At 57.8% G+C, this 22,007-nt stretch carries 26 protein-coding genes; 14 read left to right on the top strand and 12 right to left on the bottom strand.

Translation table 11 applies throughout. The features are described 5' to 3' along the window. Window positions 1-4: 4 nt before the first annotated feature. The 8 genes from ACO06L_RS13115 to mutM form a co-directional block, all read right to left on the bottom strand. On the bottom strand, window positions 5-1,039 hold the full coding sequence (locus tag ACO06L_RS13115) for a DUF2157 domain-containing protein (RefSeq protein ID WP_202346140.1): 1,035 nt from the start codon (window positions 1,037-1,039) through the stop codon (window positions 5-7). Window positions 1,040-1,084: 45 nt separating this feature from the next. Then, the gene (locus ACO06L_RS13110; RefSeq protein ID WP_064229611.1) at window positions 1,085-1,363 is read right to left on the bottom strand and encodes a hypothetical protein; all 279 of its coding nucleotides are present in this window, start codon (window positions 1,361-1,363) and stop codon (window positions 1,085-1,087) included. Window positions 1,364-1,450: 87 nt separating this feature from the next. Further along, window positions 1,451-2,986: a phosphoenolpyruvate carboxykinase gene (locus ACO06L_RS13105; RefSeq protein WP_202346139.1), complete on the bottom strand. Its 1,536-nt coding sequence runs from the start codon at window positions 2,984-2,986 to the stop codon at window positions 1,451-1,453. Between the two features lie 172 nt (window positions 2,987-3,158). Then, a complete protein-coding gene (gene hslO / locus ACO06L_RS13100; protein ID WP_064229613.1) occupies window positions 3,159-4,013 on the bottom strand; it encodes an Hsp33 family molecular chaperone HslO in 855 nt (284 codons plus the stop codon). Between the two features lie 67 nt (window positions 4,014-4,080). Next, window positions 4,081-4,488, bottom strand: a complete 408-nt coding sequence (hslR, locus tag ACO06L_RS13095; protein ID WP_008175667.1) for a ribosome-associated heat shock protein Hsp15 — start codon at window positions 4,486-4,488, stop codon at window positions 4,081-4,083. A gap of 41 nt (window positions 4,489-4,529) precedes the next feature. Continuing rightward, window positions 4,530-5,219 carry a GMP/IMP nucleotidase gene (gene yrfG, locus ACO06L_RS13090; protein ID WP_064229614.1) on the bottom strand — a complete coding sequence of 230 codons (690 nt, stop codon included), beginning with the start codon at window positions 5,217-5,219 and terminating at the stop codon, window positions 4,530-4,532. Between the two features lie 95 nt (window positions 5,220-5,314). Then, window positions 5,315-5,644: a hypothetical protein gene (locus ACO06L_RS13085; protein ID WP_008175672.1), complete on the bottom strand. Its 330-nt coding sequence runs from the start codon at window positions 5,642-5,644 to the stop codon at window positions 5,315-5,317. Between the two features lie 137 nt (window positions 5,645-5,781). After that, the gene (gene mutM / locus ACO06L_RS13080) at window positions 5,782-6,594 is read right to left on the bottom strand and encodes a bifunctional DNA-formamidopyrimidine glycosylase/DNA-(apurinic or apyrimidinic site) lyase (protein ID WP_202346138.1); all 813 of its coding nucleotides are present in this window, start codon (window positions 6,592-6,594) and stop codon (window positions 5,782-5,784) included. A 140-nt stretch (window positions 6,595-6,734) separates the two neighbouring features. Here mutM and ACO06L_RS13075 point away from each other — a divergent pair, with 140 nt between their 5' ends. Then, entirely contained in the window at window positions 6,735-7,913 is a 1,179-nt protein-coding gene (locus ACO06L_RS13075) for a DesA family fatty acid desaturase (protein ID WP_064229616.1), read from the top strand. Window positions 7,914-7,991: 78 nt separating this feature from the next. Here ACO06L_RS13075 and rsmD read toward each other — a convergent pair whose 3' ends face one another. After that, a complete protein-coding gene (gene rsmD / locus ACO06L_RS13070; protein ID WP_202346137.1) occupies window positions 7,992-8,642 on the bottom strand; it encodes a 16S rRNA (guanine(966)-N(2))-methyltransferase RsmD in 651 nt (216 codons plus the stop codon). A gap of 161 nt (window positions 8,643-8,803) precedes the next feature. On the opposite strand from rsmD, the gene ftsY reads away from it, so the two are divergent. From ftsY to ACO06L_RS13030, 8 genes are all read left to right on the top strand, one after another. Then, the gene (gene ftsY / locus ACO06L_RS13065; protein WP_202346136.1) at window positions 8,804-9,994 is read left to right on the top strand and encodes a signal recognition particle-docking protein FtsY; all 1,191 of its coding nucleotides are present in this window, start codon (window positions 8,804-8,806) and stop codon (window positions 9,992-9,994) included. A gap of 29 nt (window positions 9,995-10,023) precedes the next feature. After that, complete coding sequence (gene ftsE / locus ACO06L_RS13060; RefSeq protein ID WP_202346135.1) at window positions 10,024-10,716, top strand: cell division ATP-binding protein FtsE; 693 nt, start codon at window positions 10,024-10,026, stop codon at window positions 10,714-10,716. Continuing rightward, window positions 10,706-11,713 carry a permease-like cell division protein FtsX gene (gene ftsX / locus ACO06L_RS13055; protein ID WP_202346134.1) on the top strand — a complete coding sequence of 336 codons (1,008 nt, stop codon included), beginning with the start codon at window positions 10,706-10,708 and terminating at the stop codon, window positions 11,711-11,713. The genes ftsE and ftsX overlap by 11 nt, the downstream gene beginning before the upstream one ends. A 192-nt stretch (window positions 11,714-11,905) precedes the next feature. Beyond that, window positions 11,906-12,766, top strand: coding sequence for an RNA polymerase sigma factor RpoH (gene rpoH / locus ACO06L_RS13050; protein ID WP_064229621.1), 861 nt, complete (start codon window positions 11,906-11,908; stop codon window positions 12,764-12,766). Between the two features lie 126 nt (window positions 12,767-12,892). Next, on the top strand, window positions 12,893-13,804 hold the full coding sequence (locus tag ACO06L_RS13045) for an NAD(P)-dependent oxidoreductase (RefSeq protein ID WP_202346133.1): 912 nt from the start codon (window positions 12,893-12,895) through the stop codon (window positions 13,802-13,804). 7 nt (window positions 13,805-13,811) lie between these two features. After that, window positions 13,812-14,591 (top strand): hydroxypyruvate isomerase, encoded by a 780-nt coding sequence (gene hyi, locus ACO06L_RS13040; RefSeq protein ID WP_202346132.1) that lies wholly within the window; start codon window positions 13,812-13,814, stop codon window positions 14,589-14,591. Window positions 14,592-14,694: 103 nt separating this feature from the next. Beyond that, window positions 14,695-15,375 (top strand): response regulator transcription factor, encoded by a 681-nt coding sequence (locus ACO06L_RS13035; protein WP_008175694.1) that lies wholly within the window; start codon window positions 14,695-14,697, stop codon window positions 15,373-15,375. Further along, window positions 15,362-16,852: a HAMP domain-containing sensor histidine kinase gene (locus tag ACO06L_RS13030; RefSeq protein ID WP_064229624.1), complete on the top strand. Its 1,491-nt coding sequence runs from the start codon at window positions 15,362-15,364 to the stop codon at window positions 16,850-16,852. Before ACO06L_RS13035 ends, ACO06L_RS13030 begins: the two co-directional genes overlap by 14 nt. On the opposite strand, the gene ACO06L_RS13025 is transcribed toward ACO06L_RS13030, so the two are convergent. Then, window positions 16,846-17,127: a hypothetical protein gene (locus tag ACO06L_RS13025; RefSeq protein WP_064229625.1), complete on the bottom strand. Its 282-nt coding sequence runs from the start codon at window positions 17,125-17,127 to the stop codon at window positions 16,846-16,848. The two genes, ACO06L_RS13030 and ACO06L_RS13025, sit on opposite strands and share 7 nt — an antisense overlap. A gap of 301 nt (window positions 17,128-17,428) precedes the next feature. Here ACO06L_RS13025 and greB point away from each other — a divergent pair, with 301 nt between their 5' ends. Next, window positions 17,429-17,944 (top strand): transcription elongation factor GreB, encoded by a 516-nt coding sequence (greB, locus tag ACO06L_RS13020; protein ID WP_064229626.1) that lies wholly within the window; start codon window positions 17,429-17,431, stop codon window positions 17,942-17,944. 117 nt (window positions 17,945-18,061) lie between these two features. Continuing rightward, complete coding sequence (locus ACO06L_RS13015; RefSeq protein ID WP_227715746.1) at window positions 18,062-18,517, top strand: hypothetical protein; 456 nt, start codon at window positions 18,062-18,064, stop codon at window positions 18,515-18,517. Window positions 18,518-18,526: 9 nt separating this feature from the next. Here the strand turns inward: ACO06L_RS13015 and ACO06L_RS13010 are convergent, their stop codons facing one another. Together ACO06L_RS13010 and ACO06L_RS13005 are read right to left on the bottom strand one after the other, a co-directional pair. Next, the gene (locus ACO06L_RS13010; protein ID WP_064229628.1) at window positions 18,527-18,844 is read right to left on the bottom strand and encodes a site-specific integrase; all 318 of its coding nucleotides are present in this window, start codon (window positions 18,842-18,844) and stop codon (window positions 18,527-18,529) included. A gap of 133 nt (window positions 18,845-18,977) precedes the next feature. Continuing rightward, window positions 18,978-19,238, bottom strand: a complete 261-nt coding sequence (locus ACO06L_RS13005; RefSeq protein WP_069182250.1) for an acyl-CoA-binding protein — start codon at window positions 19,236-19,238, stop codon at window positions 18,978-18,980. Between the two features lie 277 nt (window positions 19,239-19,515). Here ACO06L_RS13005 and tssB point away from each other — a divergent pair, with 277 nt between their 5' ends. From tssB to tssE, 3 genes are read left to right on the top strand one after another with little or no spacing between them, the layout of a single operon-like run. Continuing rightward, window positions 19,516-20,013 (top strand): type VI secretion system contractile sheath small subunit, encoded by a 498-nt coding sequence (gene tssB / locus ACO06L_RS13000; RefSeq protein ID WP_008175709.1) that lies wholly within the window; start codon window positions 19,516-19,518, stop codon window positions 20,011-20,013. Window positions 20,014-20,069: 56 nt separating this feature from the next. Beyond that, a complete protein-coding gene (tssC, locus tag ACO06L_RS12995) occupies window positions 20,070-21,551 on the top strand; it encodes a type VI secretion system contractile sheath large subunit (protein ID WP_064229630.1) in 1,482 nt (493 codons plus the stop codon). 3 nt (window positions 21,552-21,554) lie between these two features. After that, window positions 21,555-21,995 carry a type VI secretion system baseplate subunit TssE gene (gene tssE / locus ACO06L_RS12990; protein ID WP_008175712.1) on the top strand — a complete coding sequence of 147 codons (441 nt, stop codon included), beginning with the start codon at window positions 21,555-21,557 and terminating at the stop codon, window positions 21,993-21,995. Window positions 21,996-22,007: the final 12 nt, after the last annotated feature.

Genomic DNA, 22,007 nt, shown 5'->3' with positions numbered 1-22,007 from the left:
CTGTCTAATGGCGACGCGCGATCAGTTCCCTGAGCGGTGCGGGAAGAAGGCGTCGCAACCGGTCTGAAACGCGCTGTTCGTGCCGTTGCCACAGAATGCCCAACCACACGATCGCCAGACCAATCAACGTAAGCGCAATTGGAAACAGAAGGCTGTTCTCGAAAACCTCGTAGGCAAGATAGCCAAGGTACCCGGCGACTCCCAGGCCGCCGAAGACCACGAATACCCGCCGGCCCAGAATGGCCCCGGTGAAAATCATGGCAATATTCATCATGCAGTAGAGCAGCTTGCTCCATTCGCTCTCAGACTCCATCAGGGAAAGTCCGCTCCAGAAAGCCGTGACACCGAATATGTATAACCAGAACGCAAAGTCGCGGCTGCTCTGATTTCGGATATCCACCCAGAAAGCCAAAAGGGCGATGAGGAGGCCGAACCACAGGGAGACCCATTTCCTGAGTTCCCAGGGAACGTACTCCTCACCAAACAGGAAGGGAGCCAGATCCATACTCATGTACCAGAGCGTGACGGCCACCGGCATGACAAGGAAGGGCAATCGGTAGCGCCAGAGCATGACTGCGCCTGAGGCCAGTGTTGCCAGTTCCATGAATAACCAGCTCCAGTCGATGTAGCGGTGGAAGTCCCGGTATTCATGGCCCCCCGACCACCAGCCCATGCCGGCCTGAAACCCGAAAACCGCGAGTGGAGTAAGGACAACGACAAAAGTGGCAGTGATCCCGGCAGGAATTTTCAGGTCCAGCCGCTTCAGGAAAAACTCGGTGAGCCACAGGCCTGCGCCGGCGTAGATCAGGGCAATCAGTAGCAGACCCCATTCACCAAGGCTTTCCCACGAGAGGGTCATGAACAGGCTCATGGCCCCGATTGCAATCAGCCCGCCGAAGTAATAGAGGATGTGGGTGAAACGGAAAGAGGGTGTTTGTTGTTGCTGTTCTGAGAGGAACGTCCAGAGTTGGTCAGCCTGTTCGTCCGTTATGATCTGCTTGCCTGCGGCTTGATCGAGAAGACTGCGCTTCACTTCCATGAGTGCTTCACCACGAATAACCCTCCTTGTTGGAACCGGTTCAGCTCACCGATTGCCCCACATCTTCGACACCGCGGCATCGGAGCCCAACGTCCCGACGACCAACGACACGCCACCAATACCGAAGAAAACAAGCACGGGAATCAAGGCGCCTGCCTTACCGGTGTATACGAGCATAGCCGCTGACACCGTCGCCAGAACGAGGAACAGGATGCCCACCACATTCAGCACGGTGCGGTGCGAATCTTTGTAGCTGGGCCCAACCTTTCCGGATTCCAGTGGTTTGAGAATAAACGAAAAGAGCTGGCGTAGACGCTGTTTCATGAAGCCGTTTCCTAGAGTGTGTTGGGCTATCATACAAAAAAAGCGCCGTGCTTTCGCAGGGCGCTTTTTTTACTTGCAGGAATCGACTTAGCTCAGCTTCGGGCCGGCCTCGACGATTGAATCCGCCACATCGAACTTCTTGAAGTTCTCGACGAACTGGGCGATCAGTTCCTGTGCCTTACCATCGTAGTAATCCGGGCTTACCCAGGTGTTGCGCGGGTTCAGCAGCTCGGTATCCACGCCCGGAACATGCTTGGGCACGTCCAGGTTCAGCGTCGGCAGGTGTTCGGTTTCCACGTCGTCCAGATCGCCGTTCTGGATTGAGGCGATGATGGCGCGGGTGGTCGGAATGCTGAATCGCTGACCTTCACCGTAGGGACCACCGGTCCAGCCGGTGTTGACCAGGAAGACCTTGCTGCCAAACTCGTCCATCCGCTTCATCAGCAGTTCGGCGTAAACGCCGGCCGGACGCGGGAAGAAGGGCGCGCCGAAGCAGGTGGAGAACGTGGACTTCAACTTGGAGGAAGAACCCATTTCGGTAGATCCGACAAGCGCGGTGTAGCCACTCAGGAAGTGATAAGCGGCGCCTTCGCGGCTCAGGATGGACACGGGCGGCAGAACGCCGGTCATGTCGCAGGTCAGGAATACGATGTGGGACGGCTCACCTGCGCGGTTCTCGATCACACGCTTTTCAACATGCTCGAGCGGGTAGGCGCAGCGGGAGTTTTCGGTTAGGGACACATCGGTGTAATCCGGCTCACGGGTTTCCGGGTCGATCGTCACGTTCTCTACGATGGCACCGAAGCGGATGGCGTCCCAGATGATCGGTTCGTTTTTCTGGGACAAATCGATGCACTTGGCGTAGCAGCCGCCTTCGATATTGAATACGGTGCCCGGGCCCCAGCCGTGCTCGTCGTCACCGATGAGGAAGCGGTGCGGATCGGCGGAGAGGGTGGTCTTGCCGGTGCCGGAAAGGCCAAAGAACAGGCAGGTCTCGCCGTCTTCTCCAACGTTGGCGGAGCAGTGCATGGGCAGCACGTCTTTTTCCGGCAGCAGGAAGTTCTGCACCGAGAACATGGCCTTTTTCATTTCGCCGGCGTAGTGCATGCCGGCCAGCAGAACCTTGCGCTTGGCAAAGTTGATCATCACGCATCCGTTGCTGTTGGTGCCATCGCGCTCGGGCACACACTCGAAGTTGGCGGCGTTCAGGATCTGCCATTCCTGCTTGTCGGCCGGGTTGTAGCTTTCCGGGCGGATAAACAGGTTGCGGCCGAACAGGTTCTGCCAGGCGGTCTCGGTGGTCATTTTAACCGGCAGATAGTGTTCCGGGTCGGAACCGACATGCACGTGAGACACGAACTGGTCTTTTTCGGCGATATAGGCTTCAACACGGTCCCAGAGGGCGTCGAATTTTTCAGCGTCGAAAGGACGGTTGATCGGACCCCAGTGGATATCGTCGGAGGTGCTGGGCTCCTCGACAATATAACGGTCCTTGGGAGACCGGCCTGTGCGGTCACCGGTTTTTACGACCAGGGAACCGTTGGATGCCAGCTGGCCTTCCTGACGCGCCAGTGCCACCTCGACCAGTCGTGCTGTACTCAGATCATTATAAGTGTTGCTCACTTCGACCTCGCCCTCGGGATGTCTTAGTGATTGCTCAGGCCGCCCCCCAAAATTGACGGAAATCTGAGCAATCGGGTCAATTCAGGCGCGCTATTATGCCAGAGACGCCGGTAAAAAACGACTGCCCGGGAAGCCTTGCTATCAGCGGGTTCCCGGCTAATCGAGTGTGCTTCTAGTGTAGCGTATGACCGGTGAAAAGATGATCAATATCATTTCTATCGAAGCGATAGTGAGCGTGACAGAACTGGCAATCCATCTCGATGGAGCCCTGTTCCTCCAGAATGCTGTAGCACTCTTCGCGGCCAATGGCTTCCAGGGCGCCGAGGGTGCGCTCCCGGGAGCAGCTGCACCGGAAGGCGACCGGCTCGGCATCGAACAGCCGCACAGTTTCCTCGTGGAACAGGCGATGTAGGAGGGTTTCACTGTCCAGTTCCAGCAACTCGGAGGCTTCCACTGTCCGGGCCAGATGGTTTACCCGCTCCCAGAGGTCTTCGTCTTCCTCCGTTGCACCCGGCAGGCGCTGGAGCATCAGTCCGGCGGCGCCGTTTTCATCGGCAAACAGGAACAGGCTGGTGGGAATCTGTTCCGAACGATCAAAGTATTCCTCAAGGCAGCCGCCGAGTGTCTCCTGATCGCGGGGTACCACGCCCTGATAGCGGTTGCCGCGGTTAGGCGTAATGGTGATGGCCATACGGCCCTCACCGAGCAGATCGTGGAAGCTGTCTTCGCTGACCGCATGCTCATCAAAACGGGCCAAACCACGAATGTGTCGGTCGTGGCTGCACTCGGCCATCAGTGTGCGCAACGGACCCTCTCCCTGGGCCTGAACGGACAGCGTGCCCTCAAACTTCAGAGTGCTGCTCATCAGAATACTTGCCACCAGGGCTTCCCCGAGGAGTTCCCGAACGGTGTCCGGGTAAGGCGCCTGGCTGCCAATTTCCTGATAGCTGTCGGCCAGTTGTACCCAGGCTCCCCGCACCTGGCTGTGTTCGAAAATAAAGCGCTGGAACTGGTCGCGGGATGCCATGTTGTGTCTCCTGAATGCTAAATGCCGGTCGTTGCACGTTGATTGAGGGCGGGGATGTAAAAAGGGTTCAGAGGCCGTTCTGTTCGCGAAAGCGCTGGATATCCCTGCGGTCTTTCTTTGAGGGCCTTCTGGCCGGAGGAAGCTGCGCGGCCTGCATGGTCTTACGTTGCCAGGCCATTTCCTCGCGTTTCTTAACGCTGTCTTCGGTTTCGTGGTAGAGCTTCTGGGCTTCGGGTGCACCCCGGCGCCGGTCGCTGATGTCATCAACAATAATGATTTTTTCCTGCCAGCCCAGGCGCAACGTCAGCTTTGCGCCGGCTTCCACCAGCCTGCCGGGTTTGCATCTCTGGCTGTTGTAGTGGACCTTGCCACCCTCGATCGCTTCCTTGGCCAGGGAGCGGGTCTTGTAGAATCGGGCGGCCCAGAGCCATTTATCGAGTCTTACACGTTGGTCGTCAGCGGTTGATGCCGTCATGTCTCCTCACCTGATGGGCTTGTGCCCCAATTATAACCCTGTCATCGGCCGGATGGCAGGGGCGAGCGTTGGCGAAGGGCTGGAAGAATTTCATCGAAGTGATGGATACAGGGGATTTCCGGGTGTCGCTGCCGTGCTTCCTGCTGGCTGTCCGGCGCCAGTACCGCAAGGCATTGGCCAATGCCGGCTGCAAGGGCACTTTCCAGCACCGGAAAGCTGTCATCAACCATCAGGGTGTTTTCAGCCCGATAGGGCGCCAGGCGCTGGAGATCGTGCCAGAAAGACGGGTCTTCCTTGGGCTTGCCGAGCTGATGGCTGGAGACAATGGCATCCACCCGCGTATCAAGGCCGGTACGCTGCAGCTTCAGGGCCAGGGGATCCGGGTGGCAGTTGGTGACAATCACCGATTGGAGTCCGGATTGCCTGAGTGCGTCCAGAAAATCGGTGACGTGCGGCCGGTAACCAATCCGGTCGCCCACTTCTGCTTTCAGGCCGGTGATGTCCAGGGATAGCCGCTCGCTCCAGTAGTCGGTGCAGTACCAGTTCAGCGATCCACGCTCAGCCATGATCATCGGGATCAGGCGGTCTTTTGCTTCCTGGGGGTGGAGGTCGTAGTGCTCGGCATAGCGAGCTGGCAGGTGTTCGAGCCAGAAGTGATTGTCGAAATGCAGATCAAGCAGTGTTCCGTCCATATCCAGGAACACTGTGTGAAGAGAAGACCAGTCAACCATAGAGCAAAACAGCCTGAAGAATTTTCTTCAGGCTGCCGGAGTTCGCTCGTTGGGGCAAGCCGTGATAGTACGGAGGCTTGTCCGGTGGAGCCGGATCAGTTGCTGGTTTGAACCGTCTCGGGCTTCTTGCCAGTGCGGGTGCAGCCAAGACAGCGTACGAAGGTCGCCTTCGCAGGACCCATCACCAGTACTTCACCAGCCTCATCGGCGTTGCCGCCCAGCAGTGAAAAGGGCAGGGATACCAGGTAGACCGCGCTGCCCACAATAGTGGTTGCCAGCAGTGCCGGGCGAACAAAAATCGCGTCGCCGGTCATGGCCAGTGCTGACGGGGTTTCGTCCACGGCCTGGGCATGCCCGAGGGATGAGAATGCCAACAGGCAGGCCGCCACAGTGGCCACCAGAGTGCGGGAAATCTTGCGGGTCATCGTACTGTCTCCTGAGCTTTTTGGCCCTAAATACCAACCCATTATAAACCTTGGGCGTTAATCCTCTGTTAACTATGAATCATATTTGCGCATTTTCAAACGATTTTTCGTTGCTGAATGTGCCATCTCGTAAGCATTCAACGCTGGCAGCGTGGGCAATAAACCGTTGCACGGTTATTCATCCGGATTTCTTTCAGCGAAGTCTCACATTCCTTGCAGGGCTGGCCGCCGCGACCGTATACCAGCAGAGACTGGGCAAAGTAGCCGGGCTGCCCATCACTGTTAACAAAGTCCCTGAGCGTGGTTCCGCCCATCAGGATGGCGGCGCTGAGCGTCTCTCGGATCGCCTCGGCCAGCCTGTGATAGCGGTCCAGGCTGATTCGCCCGGCTTTGCGTCGGGGATGAATGCCCGATTTGAACAGGGCTTCGTTGGCATAGATGTTTCCAACCCCAACCACCACATGATTGTCCATAATGAAGGACTTTACCGGAGTGTTTTTGCCTCGGGACAACCGGAATAGCAGGGCGCCGTTGAACTCAGGGGCAAGGGGTTCGGGGCCAAGATGGCTGATCAGCGGGTGCTCACTGGCGGAGTCGGCCCAGAGCCAGCAGCCAAACCGACGGGGATCGTTGAATCGCAGGATGACCCCGGACTGTAAATCAAGGTCGATATGGTCGTGGGTCAGAGGTGGCGTGTTGTTGGTGATAATGCGCAGGCTGCCGGACATGCCGAGGTGAACAATCACGGTGCCCTGGTCCATGTTCAGGAACAAATACTTGGCCCGTCGGTCTATACTTCTTATGACCTGACCTTCCAGTTTCTCGCCAAGATCGGTCGGAACAGGCCAGCGCAGGCTGCCGTTGCGCACGGTCACACGGGCAATGGTTTCGCCCTCGCAGTGAGGGGCAATGCCACGGCGGGTGGTTTCTACTTCAGGCAGTTCGGGCACGTGTGGGAGTCTCCGACAGAAAACGCATAAGTGTAATCAGTAACAATTTTGCATCCAAATGCTGTTGTTGTGGCTTACAGCTGTACGCTAAAGTTGGCAGGTTGGCCTCGCGCCAAAGATAATGATTTTGAGGATTTTCTATGTGGTTTAACGGTCTTCTTGACCTGTCGTGGATGCAGCTCATTCTGGTAACCCTCGGAATGACACACGTCACGATTGTCAGTGTAACGCTCTACCTGCACCGCCACTCGGCGCATAATTCGCTGGATCTGCATCCGGCCCTGAAACACTTTTTCCGGTTCTGGCTCTGGCTCACCACCGCCCAGAATACCAAGGAATGGACGGCTATCCACCGGAAACACCACGCCAAGTGCGAAACCGAGGAAGATCCCCACAGCCCGGTAGTGTTGGGTATTCGCAAGGTACTGTTCCAGGGCGCCGAACTCTATGCGGAATCGGCGACGCCCGAAACGCTCGAGCGCTATGGCCAGCGGACACCGGAAGACTGGGTAGAGCGGAATGTCTACAGCCGATACAAGATGCTGGGCATCGCGTTGATGGCGGTCATCAACCTGGCATTGTTCGGCGTTCATGGCATCTGGATCTGGGCCGTACAGATGATGTGGATCCCGGTGTGGGCTGCCGGCGTGGTTAACGGCATTGGTCACTGGATGGGTTACCGGAACTACGAGTGTGCCGACAACGCCCGCAACATCAGCCCACTGGGTCTTCTTATTGGCGGTGAAGAGCTGCATAACAACCACCACACCTACCCGAACTCCTCCAAGCTGTCCCGTCGCTGGTTTGAAGTGGATATCGGCTGGGGCTACATCCGGCTGTTCCAGTTGTTCGGTCTGGCCAAGCCCAAGGGCTATCGTCCGATTGCCCACCATGTACCGGGCAAGTTGGAGGTGGACGTAGAAACCGTTCAGGCAATCGCCAATAACCGCTTTGACATCATGCGCCAGTACCGCAAGCGCGTTATGGAACCGGTGTTGCGCCAGCAGAAGTCACTGATGGATGATGAAATTCGTCCCCGTTATCGGAAGCTCAAGCAGCTGCTCTCCCGCGAGATTACGCTTATTCATCCGAAGGAGAAGGAAACTCTCGAGTCTGTGCTGGAACGTAACGCGGTGCTTCGCCAGATCTACGAGAAGAGCCATGAGCTACAGGCGCTTTGGCGTCAGCGTGGGCTCAAGCCCCAGGACAAGCTGAATGCTCTGATGGAGTGGTGTCGGGAGGCGGAAGCCAGCGGCATCCGGTATCTCGAGGAGTTTGCCGAGCACCTCAGAGCGTATTCGCTGAGACCCTCGGCCTGATCCGGCGCATAGAATCGACCTGAACCTGCTTCGGCGGTGAATATGGGGTCAGATGAAAGCTTTCATCTGACCCTTTTTTCATTCTGGCCCGGAAATGACCCGGAACAGCGAGTAGGTCACCTGGCCAGCGCTTTTCTGACGGTGCAGTCGCCAGGATGCGGGCACTACCGGGGTCGGCAATTCGCTCTCGTGTTCCACGTAAACCCAGCCGCCGGGCTTAATCCAGGCCTGCTCGTCGAGCAACGTAAACAGTTTTTCCAGCCAGCCCTGGCGGAACGGCGGATCCATGAACACGATATCGAACGGCGGTCGGGTTCTCTGGCGCAGGTAGCTCTCCACATCTGAGCACACCACCTCACCACCTTCGGATTTCAGCAGCCTGAGGTTGTCCCTGAGCGCCTTCGCCAGGGCCGGGGTGTGATCCACCAGGGTTGCTCGTGCGGCACCTCTGGACAGGGCCTCCAGCCCAAGCGCGCCGGAGCCGGCGAACAGATCCAGGCAGTCGCTGCCTGCGAGGTGAAAGGCGAGCCAGTTGAACAGGGTTTCCCGGGTTCGGGCGGGGGTTGGCCGCACGCCGCCGGCATCCGGAAATCGCAGTTTCCGGCTGCGCCAGTCGCCGCCGATGATTCGCAGTTCACCGGTACCGGTGTTGTTGCGCGCCCCAGCCGCACCGCGATTGGGCGGGTTGGTTCTTGAAGGGCTCTGGCTTGTGGGTTTTCGGCGCGCCATGGTCGCGGCTCCGGGGCTTTGCTGGGTTCTGGGTATCTACGCGCATCTTACCGGAAACCGGGACTGGCGTGATAATTCGGGCGGCCCTCACTTCATCGGGACAGTCTGCTAGAATGTCGGCTTTCTTTGTCCCGCCCATTCAGACTGATGGATTGAATTTTATGACGGCAGAGTGGATTTCAATCGGCCTTCTGGCCCTTCTTGTGCTCGTATTTGTCCTGGATATCGCTGGTAACCGCAGCCGGGCGCCACGCCCGAAGCCGGTACCACAGCGCAAGCCAGAGGTTGCCAAGGGGCCAGCTCCGGAGCCGGAAAAAGGCGAGAGTGAAGCGCCTGCCGCCGAGCCGCAACCAGAGCCGGTGGTTGAGCCGGAACCGGCACCCGAGCCCGCTCCGGCAGAAGAGCCGCAGAAAGCGCCGGAGCCCGAGCCACAGGTCAGCGTTTTCGAGCGCATCAAAAAGGGGTTGGGCAAGACCCGGGCGAGCCTGACCGGCGGCCTGTCGGATCTGTTCTCCCTGAGCAAGAAAATTGACGAGGAGCTGCTGGAGGAAATTGAAACCACGCTGCTGATGGCCGACGTGGGTGTTACCGCCACCTCCGAAATCATTGATTCTCTCACCGACAAGCTCGAGCGCAATCAGCTCAAGGATGGGGAAGCCCTGCGCAAGGCCTTGAGGGATGAATTGCATGGGCTGCTGAAGGACGTGACCAAGCCGCTGCAGATCGACTCCGGCAAGACCCCTTACGTCATCCTCATGGTGGGTGTAAACGGGGTGGGTAAAACCACCACCATCGGCAAGCTCACCAAGAAATTCCAGAACGAAGGCAAATCGGTCATGCTGGCCGCGGGCGATACCTTCCGCGCTGCGGCGGTCGAGCAGTTGCAGGTCTGGGGTGAGCGCAACAACGTGCCGGTTGTGGCGCAACACACCGGTGCTGACAGCGCCTCGGTTATTTTCGACGCCATCCAGTCTGCCAAATCCCGTGGCGTTGATGTGGTGATTGCCGATACCGCCGGCCGACTGCAGAACAAGGACAACCTGATGCAGGAGCTGGAGAAGGTGGTCCGGGTGATGAAAAAGCTGGACGAATCCGCTCCCCACGAAGTGATGCTGGTGCTGGATGCGGGCACCGGCCAGAACGCCCTGAGCCAGGCCCAGGTGTTCCAGCAGGCCGTCGGTGTGAGCGGCATTACGTTAACGAAACTGGACGGCACGGCCAAAGGCGGTATCGTGTTTGCCATCGCCCGACAGTTGCGGTTGCCCATCCGGTATATTGGTGTTGGTGAGCAGGTGGACGACCTGCGCAGCTTTGATGCCGAAACCTTTGTGGATGCTCTGTTTGACGAGTAGCCCGGAATCCAGCCGCGTGGAAGCCGCCCATGATTGAGTTTCGCCAGGTCACCAAGCGTTACGACAGTGATCACACCGCCCTGCGGCAGGTCAATTTTGGCCTGGAGCGCGGCGAGCTGGCGTTTCTGACCGGCCATTCCGGCGCCGGCAAAAGTACCCTGCTGAAACTGATCATGGTGATGGAGCGCCCCAGTGCCGGCGAGGTGGTGGTAGGCGGGCAGGTCCTGAACCGTCTGCCCCGCCGTCAGATCCCCTACATTCGTCGCCACATTGGCGTGGTCTTCCAGAATCACCAACTGCTGTTTGATCGCACCGTTTTCGACAACGTGGCAATGCCTCTGGAAGTCATGGGTGCGTCGCCCAGAGACACGGGGCGTCGTGTGCGCGCCGCCCTGGACAAGGTGGGGCTGTTGCAGAAGGAAAAGATGAACCCGATGCAGCTTTCCGGCGGGGAGCAGCAGCGCGTGGGTATTGCCAGGGCGGTGGTGAACAAGCCCCCGGTGCTGCTGGCAGACGAGCCCACAGGTAACCTGGACCCGGCCCTGTCTGCCGACATCATGAACCTGTTCGGGCAGTTCAGTCAGGTTGGCGTTACCGTACTGATCGCAACCCACGACATCGCCCTGATTAACGAGATGGGGCGGCGAACGCTGAAGTTGGATCATGGCCGTCTGGTTACCGGCGGCGCCTCGGTTATTGGCGGAGGTGCCAATGGCCGCTGATCCGCGCAAAAAGTCACAACCAGCTCGGGGTGCCAACAAAGCCCGTTCGCCCTGGCGCGAGCAGGCTGAAAGCTATTTCACCCATCATCGCAAGGTTGCCGAGGATAGCGCCCGGCGTCTCTGGCGTAATCCGGTGGCCAGCCTGATGACCTGGACTGTGATGGGGGTTGCCCTGGCTTTGCCGGTGGCGCTGCTGCTGTTGCTGACCAGCCTCCAGGGAGTCAGCGCGGGTTGGGAGAGCAGTGCCCGGGTGACCGCCTACATCGAGCTGGATGTGCCGCTTGAGCGGGCCCGGGTGTTGGGCAATGACATTGCCGGAGACGGCCGGGTGGCCGGTGTCGAGCTGGTTGATCGGGACCAGGCGCTGGCGGAGTTCCGGGCCTCATCGGGCCTGGAAGATGCCCTGGATTATCTCGAAGATAACCCGCTGCCACATACGCTGCTGATTACCCCGGAGGAAGGCACCCGTTCCACCGAGGGTGTGGAGGGGTTGGTGCGGTTTATCGAGGGCATGGAAGGCGTAGAGCGGGTTCAGGTAGACCTGGGTTGGTTGCAGCGCCTGAACGCCATGACCGATCTTCTGGCCCGTGCCGTCTGGGCGCTGGCGATCCTGCTGGCTGCGGCAGTTGTGCTGGTGATCGGCAACACCGTGCGTCTTTCGATTGAGAGCCGCCGGGACGAAATTCTGGTTGCGAAACTGGTCGGTGGCACAGACAGCTTTGTCCGCAGGCCCTTTCTGTACACCGGCGCCTGGTTCGGACTCGGTGGCGGGATTGTTGCTCTTATATTATTGCAATTGTCACTCTGGTGGCTCAGTGGGCCCATAGAGCGGCTGGCAGGGCTGTATCGGAGTGATTTTTCCCTCGACGGTTTGCAGTTTGATGGGGCCCTGGCGTTGATAATTGTTGCGATGCTGCTAGGCTGGCTGGGCGCCTGGGTAGCGGTGAAGCGTCATCTGGATGACATGGAGCCGGGTGATATTGCCGGAGGGGGATGATCCGGATAGCGGGAAAACCGTATTGAAGAAACGGCTTCTACTGGCGTAGGTTAAGAGGCAGTAAAGCCACGGTGAAATTTCCAGGCAGTTGATTTAAAACGTTTTACTGGAGATTTCGGGAACTTTCAGGGTTCTTGGCGGTCTAAAGAGTAATTGGTATATTTAAGGGCCGTTGGGTTCGGAGGTTAGAGCATGGGTACGAGTTTACAACTGGTTGATAGGCTGGTTCCGGGTCAGAATCTCGAGTCTTATATTCAGGCTGCGAGCCGCATTCCGGTGCTCACAGTGGATGAAGAGCGGGAGCTGGCAGAGCGGCTCCATTACGAAGGCGACGTGGAAGCTGCCCGTCAACTGGTTATGTCTCACCTGCGCTTTGTGATTCACATTGCCCGGAGTTATTCGGGTTATGGTCTGGCACAGGCCGACCTGATTCAGGAAGGCAACGTTGGCCTGATGAAAGCGGTTAAACGCTTCAATCCGGAATACGGCGTGCGCCTTGTTTCCTTTGCGGTGCACTGGATCAAGGCAGAGATTCACGAATTTATCCTGCGCAACTGGCGCATTGTGAAAGTGGCCACTACCAAGGCCCAGCGCAAACTGTTCTTTAACCTGCGCAGCCAGAAGAAAAAGCTTGCCTGGCTGAGCCATGACGAGCTGAACGCTGTTGCCGAGGATCTGGGTGTAGAGCCCAAGGTTGTCCGGGAGATGGAAGGCCGGCTGGCTTCCCAGGATACGGCGTTTGACGGTCCGCAGGATGACGATGACGACAACGCCTATCAGGCACCTGCATATTATCTGGAAGACACTCGCAGCAACCCGGCAACCCAGCTTGAGAACGCCGACTGGTCCGATGATTCCAACGGCCGGCTGATGCAGGCTCTGGAGCAGCTGGATGAGCGCAGCCAGGATATTCTGCGGGAGCGCTGGTTGTCTGAGAGCAAATCAACACTGCATGAGTTGGCGGACAAGTACGGCGTATCGGCGGAACGTATCCGGCAGCTTGAGAAGAATGCGATGAAGAAGATTCGCATGCAGATGTCCGAGGCGGCCTGAGTTATTGGCTGGTCTCTAAAGGCTGGAAAAGTTAAAACGCCACCACCGGTTCCGGTTGGTGGCGTTTTTGTTTGTATAATCGCTTACCCAACCACGCCCCGAACCTTTGAGTAAGGCCCAATTAACATGACCTCGACTAATCCTCATATCGCATTTCTTGGCATCGGCCTGATGGGCGCGCCCATGACCCGTAACCTACTGAACGCGGGTTTTCCAATGACGCTGTGGAACCGCACGTCCAGCAAGTGCGAGTCCTTTTCATCGGAGGCGACCATTGCCGAATCCCCGGTGGAGGCGGTTGCCGGTGCCGATGTGGTGATCACCATGCTGGAGAACAGCGATGTGGTGGAGCAGGTATTGGTGGCTCAGGGCGTGATTGATGCCCTGAAGCCGGGCGCGCTGGTGATCGATATGAGTTCAATTCAACCTTCCGTTGCCCGGCGCCATGGCGAGTTGGTTGCAGAGCGGGGCGCTGGGTATGTGGATGCGCCGGTGTCCGGGGGAACTGTGGGTGCGGCTGAAGCCCGCCTGAGTATCATGGCGGGTGGTTTGGAAGCGGATGTGGATCGCGCCCGGCCGGTTTTCGAGGCGCTCGGCACATGCACGCGGATCGGGCCTGTTGGCGCCGGGCAACTGGCGAAGTTGGCCAATCAGGCTATTGTTGGAATCACCATTGGTGCCGTGTCCGAGGCGTTGCTACTTGCGGCGAAAGGCGGTGCGGATCCTGCGGCCGTGCGGGAGGCTTTGCTGGGCGGGTTTGCCGGTAGCCGGATTCTGGAGCTCCATGGCCAGCGGATGATCGACCGGGAATTTGCACCCGGCGCGCCGGCTCGGATCCAGCTAAAGGACATGCGGATGATTCTGGATGAGGCCCGTGCGGAAGGGTTAACCCTGCCCCTGGCCCAGCAGACTCACAATGAATACCTGTCGCTGGTGGCCAATGGCCACAGTGATGTCGACCACAGTGGCTTGCTGCTGGAGCTGGAGCACCTGAACGGTGTCCTGCTTGGCTCCCTTGGCCGCGGCCCGAAGGAGTAATAACGCCATGCCCCGTTTTGCTGCCAACCTGTCCATGCTGTTCACGGAAGTGGACTTTCCGGAGCGGTTTGCCATGGCCCGGGCCGCCGGTTTTGAGGGGGTGGAATATCTGTTCCCCTACGCCTATCCCAAAGAGCTGCTTAGTCAGATTCTGAACGACAACAAGCTGACTCAGGTGCTGTTTAACCTGCCACCCGGTAACTGGGATGCCGGTGAGAGGGGCATCGCTTGCCTGCCGGACCGAGTTGAAGAGTTCCAGGCCGGGGTGGATCAGGCGATTGACCATGCCCGCGCTCTGGGGTGCCGCCAGTTGAATTGCCTGGCAGGGCTGAAGCCAGATCATGTTTCAGATGACATTGCCTGGCAGACGCTGGTGGACAATGTCGGCTGGGCAGCGGGCAGGCTGGCGGACGAGGGCATCACTCTGTGCCTGGAAGCCATTAACTCTCGAGTGGACATGCCCGGTTTCGTGCTGGATACCTCCGGCAAGGTACTCGCGTTGATTGAGCAAGTGGATGCAGACAACCTGCGTCTGCAGTATGACCTCTACCACATGCAGATTATGGAAGGGGATCTGGTGCGCTCAATGGAGTGCCTGTTGCCCTGGATTGGCCACATTCAATTCGCCGATAACCCCGGGCGGCACGAGCCAGGCACAGGGGAGATTAACTTTTTGAATGTTTTTGAGGCCATCGATGCCATGGGTTATGACGGCTGGGTAAGCGCGGAATACCGGCCCACCGGGGCGACGGCTGCCAGCCTCGGCTGGTTTGAGAGGAAGGTCTGACCGTCGCCATTGGCGACACCCTCTTACAAGATCGTAACTGGCCGGGTTGCCAACTTCTTCGTACCCTTGTCGTTACTGTAATCCGCTATCGGGAGGAGAGCCGGTGAAAGCGCTGGTAATCGAAGACGATCAGGACGTTGCAAATTATCTTGTCAAAGGGCTGAAGGAATCCGACTTCGTGGTCGATCATGCGGCCGATGGCAAGGAAGGCATGATGATGGCGGCCAGCGAAGATTACGACATCATGATTGTGGATCGCATGCTGCCGGGCATGGACGGTCTGTCCATTATCAAAACGGTACGTGCGACCGGAAACCAGGTGCCTGTTCTGATTCTCAGCGCCCTGGGTGATGTGGACGACCGTGTTGAAGGTTTACGAGGCGGCGGGGATGACTACCTGACCAAGCCCTTCTCGTTCACCGAACTGTTGGCGCGTATCGAGTCTTTGGTGCGGCGTAATCGCCAGTCGGCCGAAACCGAAACCGTATTGCGGGTGGCGGACCTGGAAATGGACCTGCTGGCGCGCACGGTAAAGCGTGCCGGCCAGAATATTGATGTCCAGCCCAGGGAGTTCCGTCTGCTGGAATACCTGATGCGTAATGCCGGCCAGGTGGTCACCCGGACCATGCTGCTGGAGAAAGTCTGGGATTATCATTTTGATCCCCAGACCAATGTGATTGACGTGCACATCAGCCGGCTGCGAGCCAAGATCGATAAGGAATTCGATACACCCTTACTGCAGACCATTCGGGGTGCAGGGTACATGTTACGTGAAACTGCTTAGCCAGCTCAGGACCTCGTCCTTCCAGCTAGCCCTGCTGTACATGGTGGTGTTTGCCACCTCGGTATTTCTGTTACTGGCCTTTATCTACTGGCGTACGGCGGGCTTCATGACCGCCCAGACCGACGAAACCATTGAAGCAGAAATCGCCGGTCTGGCGGAGCAGTATCGTGGCCGTGGCGTAAATGGTCTCATCACCATCATCCGTGAACGTGTTGCCCGCGACCCCAACGCCAAATCCATCTACCTGCTGACCACCGATGACTTCCTCAAGCTGGCCGGCAATATCGAAACCTGGCCGGAAGGCAGCCGTTCCGAGAGTGGCTGGATCAATTTCACCCTCAATGAATCCGTGGGCTGGACCGGGCCCGAACGCCTCGCCCGCGCGCGAATTTTTGAGGTTCAGGGTGGCTTGCGCCTGCTGGTGGGCCGTGACGTCGACGAACTCACCAATCTCAAGCGGGTGATTGAAACCGCCATTAACTGGGGAATGGGGATCACCCTTGCACTCGCGTTACTCGGTGGTTTTTTGATGAGCCGGAGCACGACCCGGCGCATCGAGGTGATCAACAACACCTCCCGCCGGATCATGAACGGCCATCTGTCCCTGAGAATTCCAACCCGCGGCACCGACGATGATTTCGACCAGCTGGCGGAAAACCTGAATCAGATGCTCGACCGGATTGTGTACCTGATGGAAGGTATTCGGCACGTTTCCGACAGCATTGCCCACGATTTGCGTACCCCCCTGACCCGCCTACGCAACCAGCTGGAAAACACCCTGATGTCGGTGGATAACGACGAAGCAAGGGAGCAGGCTGGCCGTGCCGTTGCCGAAGCTGACCAGTTGCTGGCAACCTTTAACGCCCTGTTGCGCATCGCCCGACTGGAAACCCGTGGCAATACCGCAGATATGAAGCCGGTATCGCTGGACGAGCTGGTTGCCGATGCCTGCGAACTCTATGAAGCGCTGGCAGAGGATAAGGACCAGTCCTTTGAACAGGAGCTGGAAAGCGGTGTGAAGATTGAGGGTGATCGTGACCTTCTGTTCCAGATGGTCAGCAATCTGATTGATAATGCGATCAAGTACACCCCCGAGCATGGCGTGATTGGCGTTGCCGTTCGCCGGGAGGGCGCTGAAGCCGTCTTTGAAGTTCGCGACAGTGGCATTGGGATTCCCGATGCTGAGAAAGACCAGGTTTTCCAGCGTTTCTACAGGGTGGGCAAGAGTCGGTCGCTACCGGGTAACGGCCTGGGGCTCAGCCTGGTGAGCGCTGTTGCAGAGATTCATCAGGGCCGGATTGTTCTGAGTGATACACAGCCTGGTGAAACCCCGCCGGGGCTGACTGTAGCGGTAAGAATGCCTGCCTTTACCGAAGCTCGTAAGCGAATCCGCGCAGCCCAAGCCGAGCAGCCGGCGGATTCAGCGGCCGGGGAAACCCGAACCGCCTCAGAATCCACTGGTGTAGATACTCACTGACTGGCGCGGAACCGGTTGATCTTCGACAGCACCGGGCCGATCAGGGCGTCTTTGCGGGACTCGATCTCGTGGGTAATCTTTTCAACCTGAGAGCGGCGACGATTTACCCGCACCTGAACGCTGTCCCACTCACCTTCCAGATGCTTCTGCTCTGCCGCCAGAAAAGCCGCAATGTTGTGACGGTTGATCTTGCCGGTAATGCCGTACTGGTCCAACCGGTAGCCAATAGCATCCACGCCATTAAGTGCCATGTTCAGCAGCGTTTGGGTATTCATGTTGGTGTCTCCGTGAAGGGAATCTGTGAGAAACAATATGCTCTTACGTTATGCTCCGATCCTAGAGTCTGCAACCTAATTCCCGAAGCCAGCGTTCGTAGTTTCCCTGACCAAAAGGTAATTCCTTGGCCACGCCGGTGTAATCCTTGGTGTGCATAATTGAAACTGTAGCTTTGGAAGCCTGCAGATTTGTTGCTTGCTTCTCCCTCCAGCACAGCGCTAGCCTTACCCCGTTTTTACGGGGTTTTTTTATGCCCTTCCATATTCTGATTTCCAATTGGTAGAGGACGTTGCGAGACCAATGACCCAGGTTCCCGGTAATGGCGGCCCCCGCCCTAGATACATCACGCCGGAAGGCGAACGGGCCTTGCGTGACGAACTGCAGTATCTCTGGAAGGTCAAGCGCCCGGAAGTGACTCAGGCCGTGCGTGAGGCCGCCGCCCTTGGTGATCGATCCGAGAATGCCGAGTACATCTACGGCAAGAAGCAGCTTCGGGAAATCGACCGTCGGGTGCGTTTCCTCAGCAAGCGCCTGGAAGAACTCACAGTGGTTGACCGTTTACCAGATGACCGCGACAAGGTGTTTTTTGGTGCCTGGGTAACGGTGGAAGACGAGGAGGGCGAGGAACAGACCTATCGGCTGGTAGGCGCGGACGAGTTTGATCTGAACAAAGGCTATCTCAGCATCAACTCACCCCTGGCCCGGGCCCTGATTGGCAAACGCCTGGACGATGAGGTGAGCGTTCGCACTCCGGAAGGCTGGAAGTCGGTATTCGTGGTTGGTATTCGTTACCAGGCGCCCGCCGACGACAAGTGAATGATGTCACAAAATTGGCGAGTGCCCGGGCAGGTTGTGTGATTTGTCGATAAACTGATCAAAATTTGTCACAACTGTACGCAGACAGGATAGTCTGCCGGGGTAATTGCCATGGGTATGCGTGGAAGAACCAGGAACGTCCAGAGCAGGCTAAGCAAACCGCTGGTGTTGGCGGGGCTGATTGCCGTTCCCGTTTTTACGGGTGGGGCGTTTGCGCAGAGCGACAAGCAGGACACCGCTTTCCATTATGAGGAGCGTTCAACAATCCATACTATCCAGCTTAACTCCATGGAGGAGGAGACCCTGGCCAACACGGTCATCGAGGGTGGTTTGTCGGCGCCGGCTGCGGGTGTTCCACTGAAGCCCCGGGTTGAGGACGATTTTTACCTGGATCCGCTGGGCCTTCGCCCTGGTGATAGCCGCACTGACCTTGGCCGTTCCCAGATTCCGGTGGAGTTCCGGTTCAGTAATCCCAAGTCCATTCCCGGGCAAACCCACAGTAACAACTACGTGATTCGTCCGCCGGAGAACCGCACCTACGACGCTCTGAACATCAATATGAACGAGCGTTGAGGCAGAATGTCAGGCGGCGGCGCAGCCGTCGTTACCGGTAGCCGTCCTACCCAGTACATCCTCATAAAAGAATGCCAGGGCCTGGCTGGCCTGATTGAAACGCGCGCGGGATACCCGCATGCGATCACTCAGATACTCGAGAAAGAGCTGGCGATCTTCATTGGCCAGTGCATCAGGATCCTTCAGATCGGTGAACAGCACGAATCGGGTGATCCAGTGAAGGTAGGTCTGCTCTGAGCGGTGATTGAGCTTGTGCTTGTGAATGGCGTCCTTGACCCGTGCCACTAAGCCTGGCTGGGACTGTTCCAGCGCCTCGGTGATGTCCATAAATAACTCTTGCTGATGAATTGGTCTTGTTATTTTGGGCGCATCTTATGACAAGAGATTTACGAGCGCAAAGCTTTATTCAGGAAGATTGACTCTGGTCAGTTTATGACCAGAGTCTGGGCTGGAACGCTAGTTATTTCAGGGCTTCGAGCTTGTCGATGTACTTCTGCATGGCATCATCGCTGGACATGCCTTTCAGCTTCTCCCAGGCATCAAACTTGGCGCGGCCGACAAAATCCATCATGCCCGGGCGCTTGCCGGACACATCACCCTCGGTGGCCTGCTTGTAGAGGGCATAGAATTCCAGTTTCATCTCGTTGGAGGGTTTGAAGTCGCCCTCAGCGGTCTGGATATAGTTAACGGCTTCGTCGAAGCGGGTTTTCAGGTCACTCATGTTGATCTCCGTATGGTTTTACTTTGGTCCTGTTTGTTGAGCGAGTATAGCCACCGCCACTGGCTCCGTCATTGACCGAATCTTCTTTGGTTATTGGCGGAAAGGAAAGCCCGGGCATTCTGGCAAAAGCTTGCCCGGGTGCACATTACGGAAAAATGCTGGCCAGTTTTTGCTTGAGAAAGGCAAATGATCTGTGTAGAGTTTTTCTCGTTGCGTGCCAGGAGGGTGCGTACAAGGGATTGAACAATTGCAAATGATTTGCACAGGGAGCAAGCGCATGTCTTCAAAAGACGGTTCCGTCGCGCCTAAAGAGCGCATCAATATCAAGTACGTCCCCGCCACCGGAGATCAGCAGGCAGAAACCGAATTGCCGCTGAAGATGTTCGTTGTTGGTGATTTCAAGGGACACGCCGAAGAAACCCCGATCGAAGATCGCAAGGCCATTTCCGTCGACAAGAACAATTTCCGTTCGGTCATGAAGGAAGCCGGCCTGACCCTTTCCACCACCGTGACCAACAAGCTGGATGAGGAAGCCGACGAACTGCCGGTAAACCTGGAATTCCAGACTCTTGATGATTTCTCCCCCGACAGCGTTGCCCGTCAGGTTCCGGAGCTGAACAAGCTGATTGAACTGCGGGAAGCCCTGGTGGCCTTGAAAGGCCCTCTGGGTAACGTGCCGTCGTTCCGCTCCAAGCTCCAGGAACTGCTGGACAACGACGACGCCCGGGACAAGCTGCTGGCCGAACTGGAACTGGCCACCGACAGCAACGAGTAAGCGAACGCGCGCTCATAACTTCCGATTGAATTCAAAACGTACTGAAGGGATGTGGTATGTCTGATACTGCTGTGCAGCAATCTGCTGCCTCCGAATCCGTTGCAGAAGGGTCTTTGCTGGACCAGGTCATGGCCAACAGCCGTATGGCCCCGGCGGATGAGGGTTACGATGTCGCTCGCAAGGGCGTGGCAACGTTTATCGCCAACCTGCTGAAAAGCGAGGAGAAAGGCCAACCGGTCAATAAGGCTCTGGTGGACCAGATGGTGGTTGAGCTGGATCGGAAGATCAGCGCCCAGATGGATGAAATCCTGCACGCGCCCAAGCTGCAGGAACTGGAGTCTTCCTGGCGTGGCCTGAAGCTGATGGTCGATCGCACCGACTTCCGCGAAAACATCAAGGTGGATATCCTCCACGCCACCAAGACCGAACTGCTGGAAGACTTCGAGTTCGCGCCCGACGTCACCCAGACCGGCTTCTACAAGCACATCTATTCCACGGAATATGGCCAGTTCGGTGGTGAACCGGTCGGCGCGGTTGTTGGCAACTACGCCTTTACCCCGTCTACACCAGACATGAAGTTGCTGCAGTACGTGTCATCTGTCGGAGCGATGGCCCATGCCCCGTTCCTGTCCTCGGTGGCCCCGTCGTTCTTCGGCGTCGACAGCTACCAGGAACTGCCCGCCATCAAGGAACTGAAGGCCGTTTTCGAAGGCCCGAAATACGCCAAATGGCGCTCTCTGCGTGAATCCGAAGACGCCCGCTATCTGGGGCTCACTTCACCGCGCTTCCTGCTGCGGGTACCTTACGATCCCACCGAAAACCCGGTGCGCAGCTTCAACTACAAGGAAGACGTATCGGCGGACCACGAGCATTACCTGTGGGGCAACACAGCCTACCTGCTGGCCACCCGCCTGACCGAAAGCTTCGCCAAATACCGCTGGTGTCCGAACATCATCGGTCCCCAAAGTGGCGGCGCAGTCGAGGACCTGCCGGTGCACCTGTTCGAATCCTTCGGTCAGCTGGAAGCCAAGATCCCGACCGAAGTGCTGATCACCGATCGTCGCGAATACGAAATGGCAGACGAGGGCTTCATTGCCCTGACCATGCGCAAGGGCAGCGATAACGCGGCCTTCTTCTCCGCCAACTCGGTGCAGAAACCCAAGCAGTTCCCCAACACCAAGGAAGGCAAGGAAGCGGAAACCAACTACAAGCTGGGTACCCAGCTGCCTTACATGATGATCGTCAACCGCCTGGCCCACTACATCAAGGTTCTGCAGCGGGAACAGATCGGCTCATGGAAGGAGCGCCAGGACCTGGAGCGTGAGTTGAACACCTGGATTCGCCAGTACGTGGCCGATCAGGAAAACCCGCCCGCGGAGGTCCGCAGCCGTCGACCCCTGCGCGCGGCACAGGTCACCGTCTCTGACGTGGAAGGCGATCCGGGCTGGTACCAGGTGTCCCTGGCGGTTCGGCCCCACTTCAAGTACATGGGTGCCAACTTCGAACTGTCACTGGTTGGCCGGCTGGACAAGGATTAATCCGTGTTCCAGCACCCGGCCAGCGACGGATCGCAGGCCGGCAGCGGCAGCCTGTTCGAGAGACTGGAGCAGGCTGCCGAACCGGCCGGCCAGAGTATGGGAGAAGTCACCCACGTTGTTGAATCCATCAAGCGCCATCTGGTTCGGCTGCTGAACGCCCACCCGGGCAACAGCGCCAGCGTGCCGGATCTGGGCCTGCTGGACTTCAACGACGCCACGCTCGGCACCCACGATCTGAGCGTCCAGATCCGTGGCGCGATCCGGCAGTGCATCGAGAAGTTCGAACCCAGGGTGAAGCGGGTGGATGTGGTTAATCTGCCCCAGGGACCCGATCCGCTGCAGTTGCGGTTTCAGGTGACCGTGTACCTGAATGTCGGCGCAAATGACGACAAAACGACCATAGATTTAGTATTGGATGACAAACGTTACTACCAGGTGGTGTAACGAAACGGATAA

Source organism: Marinobacter sp., assembly GCF_965229985.1.
Classification (GTDB): Bacteria; Pseudomonadota; Gammaproteobacteria; order Pseudomonadales; family Oleiphilaceae; genus Marinobacter.
The sequence above is the reverse complement of the archived record's forward strand: the minus strand, read 5'-3'. Positions and strand labels throughout refer to the sequence as shown.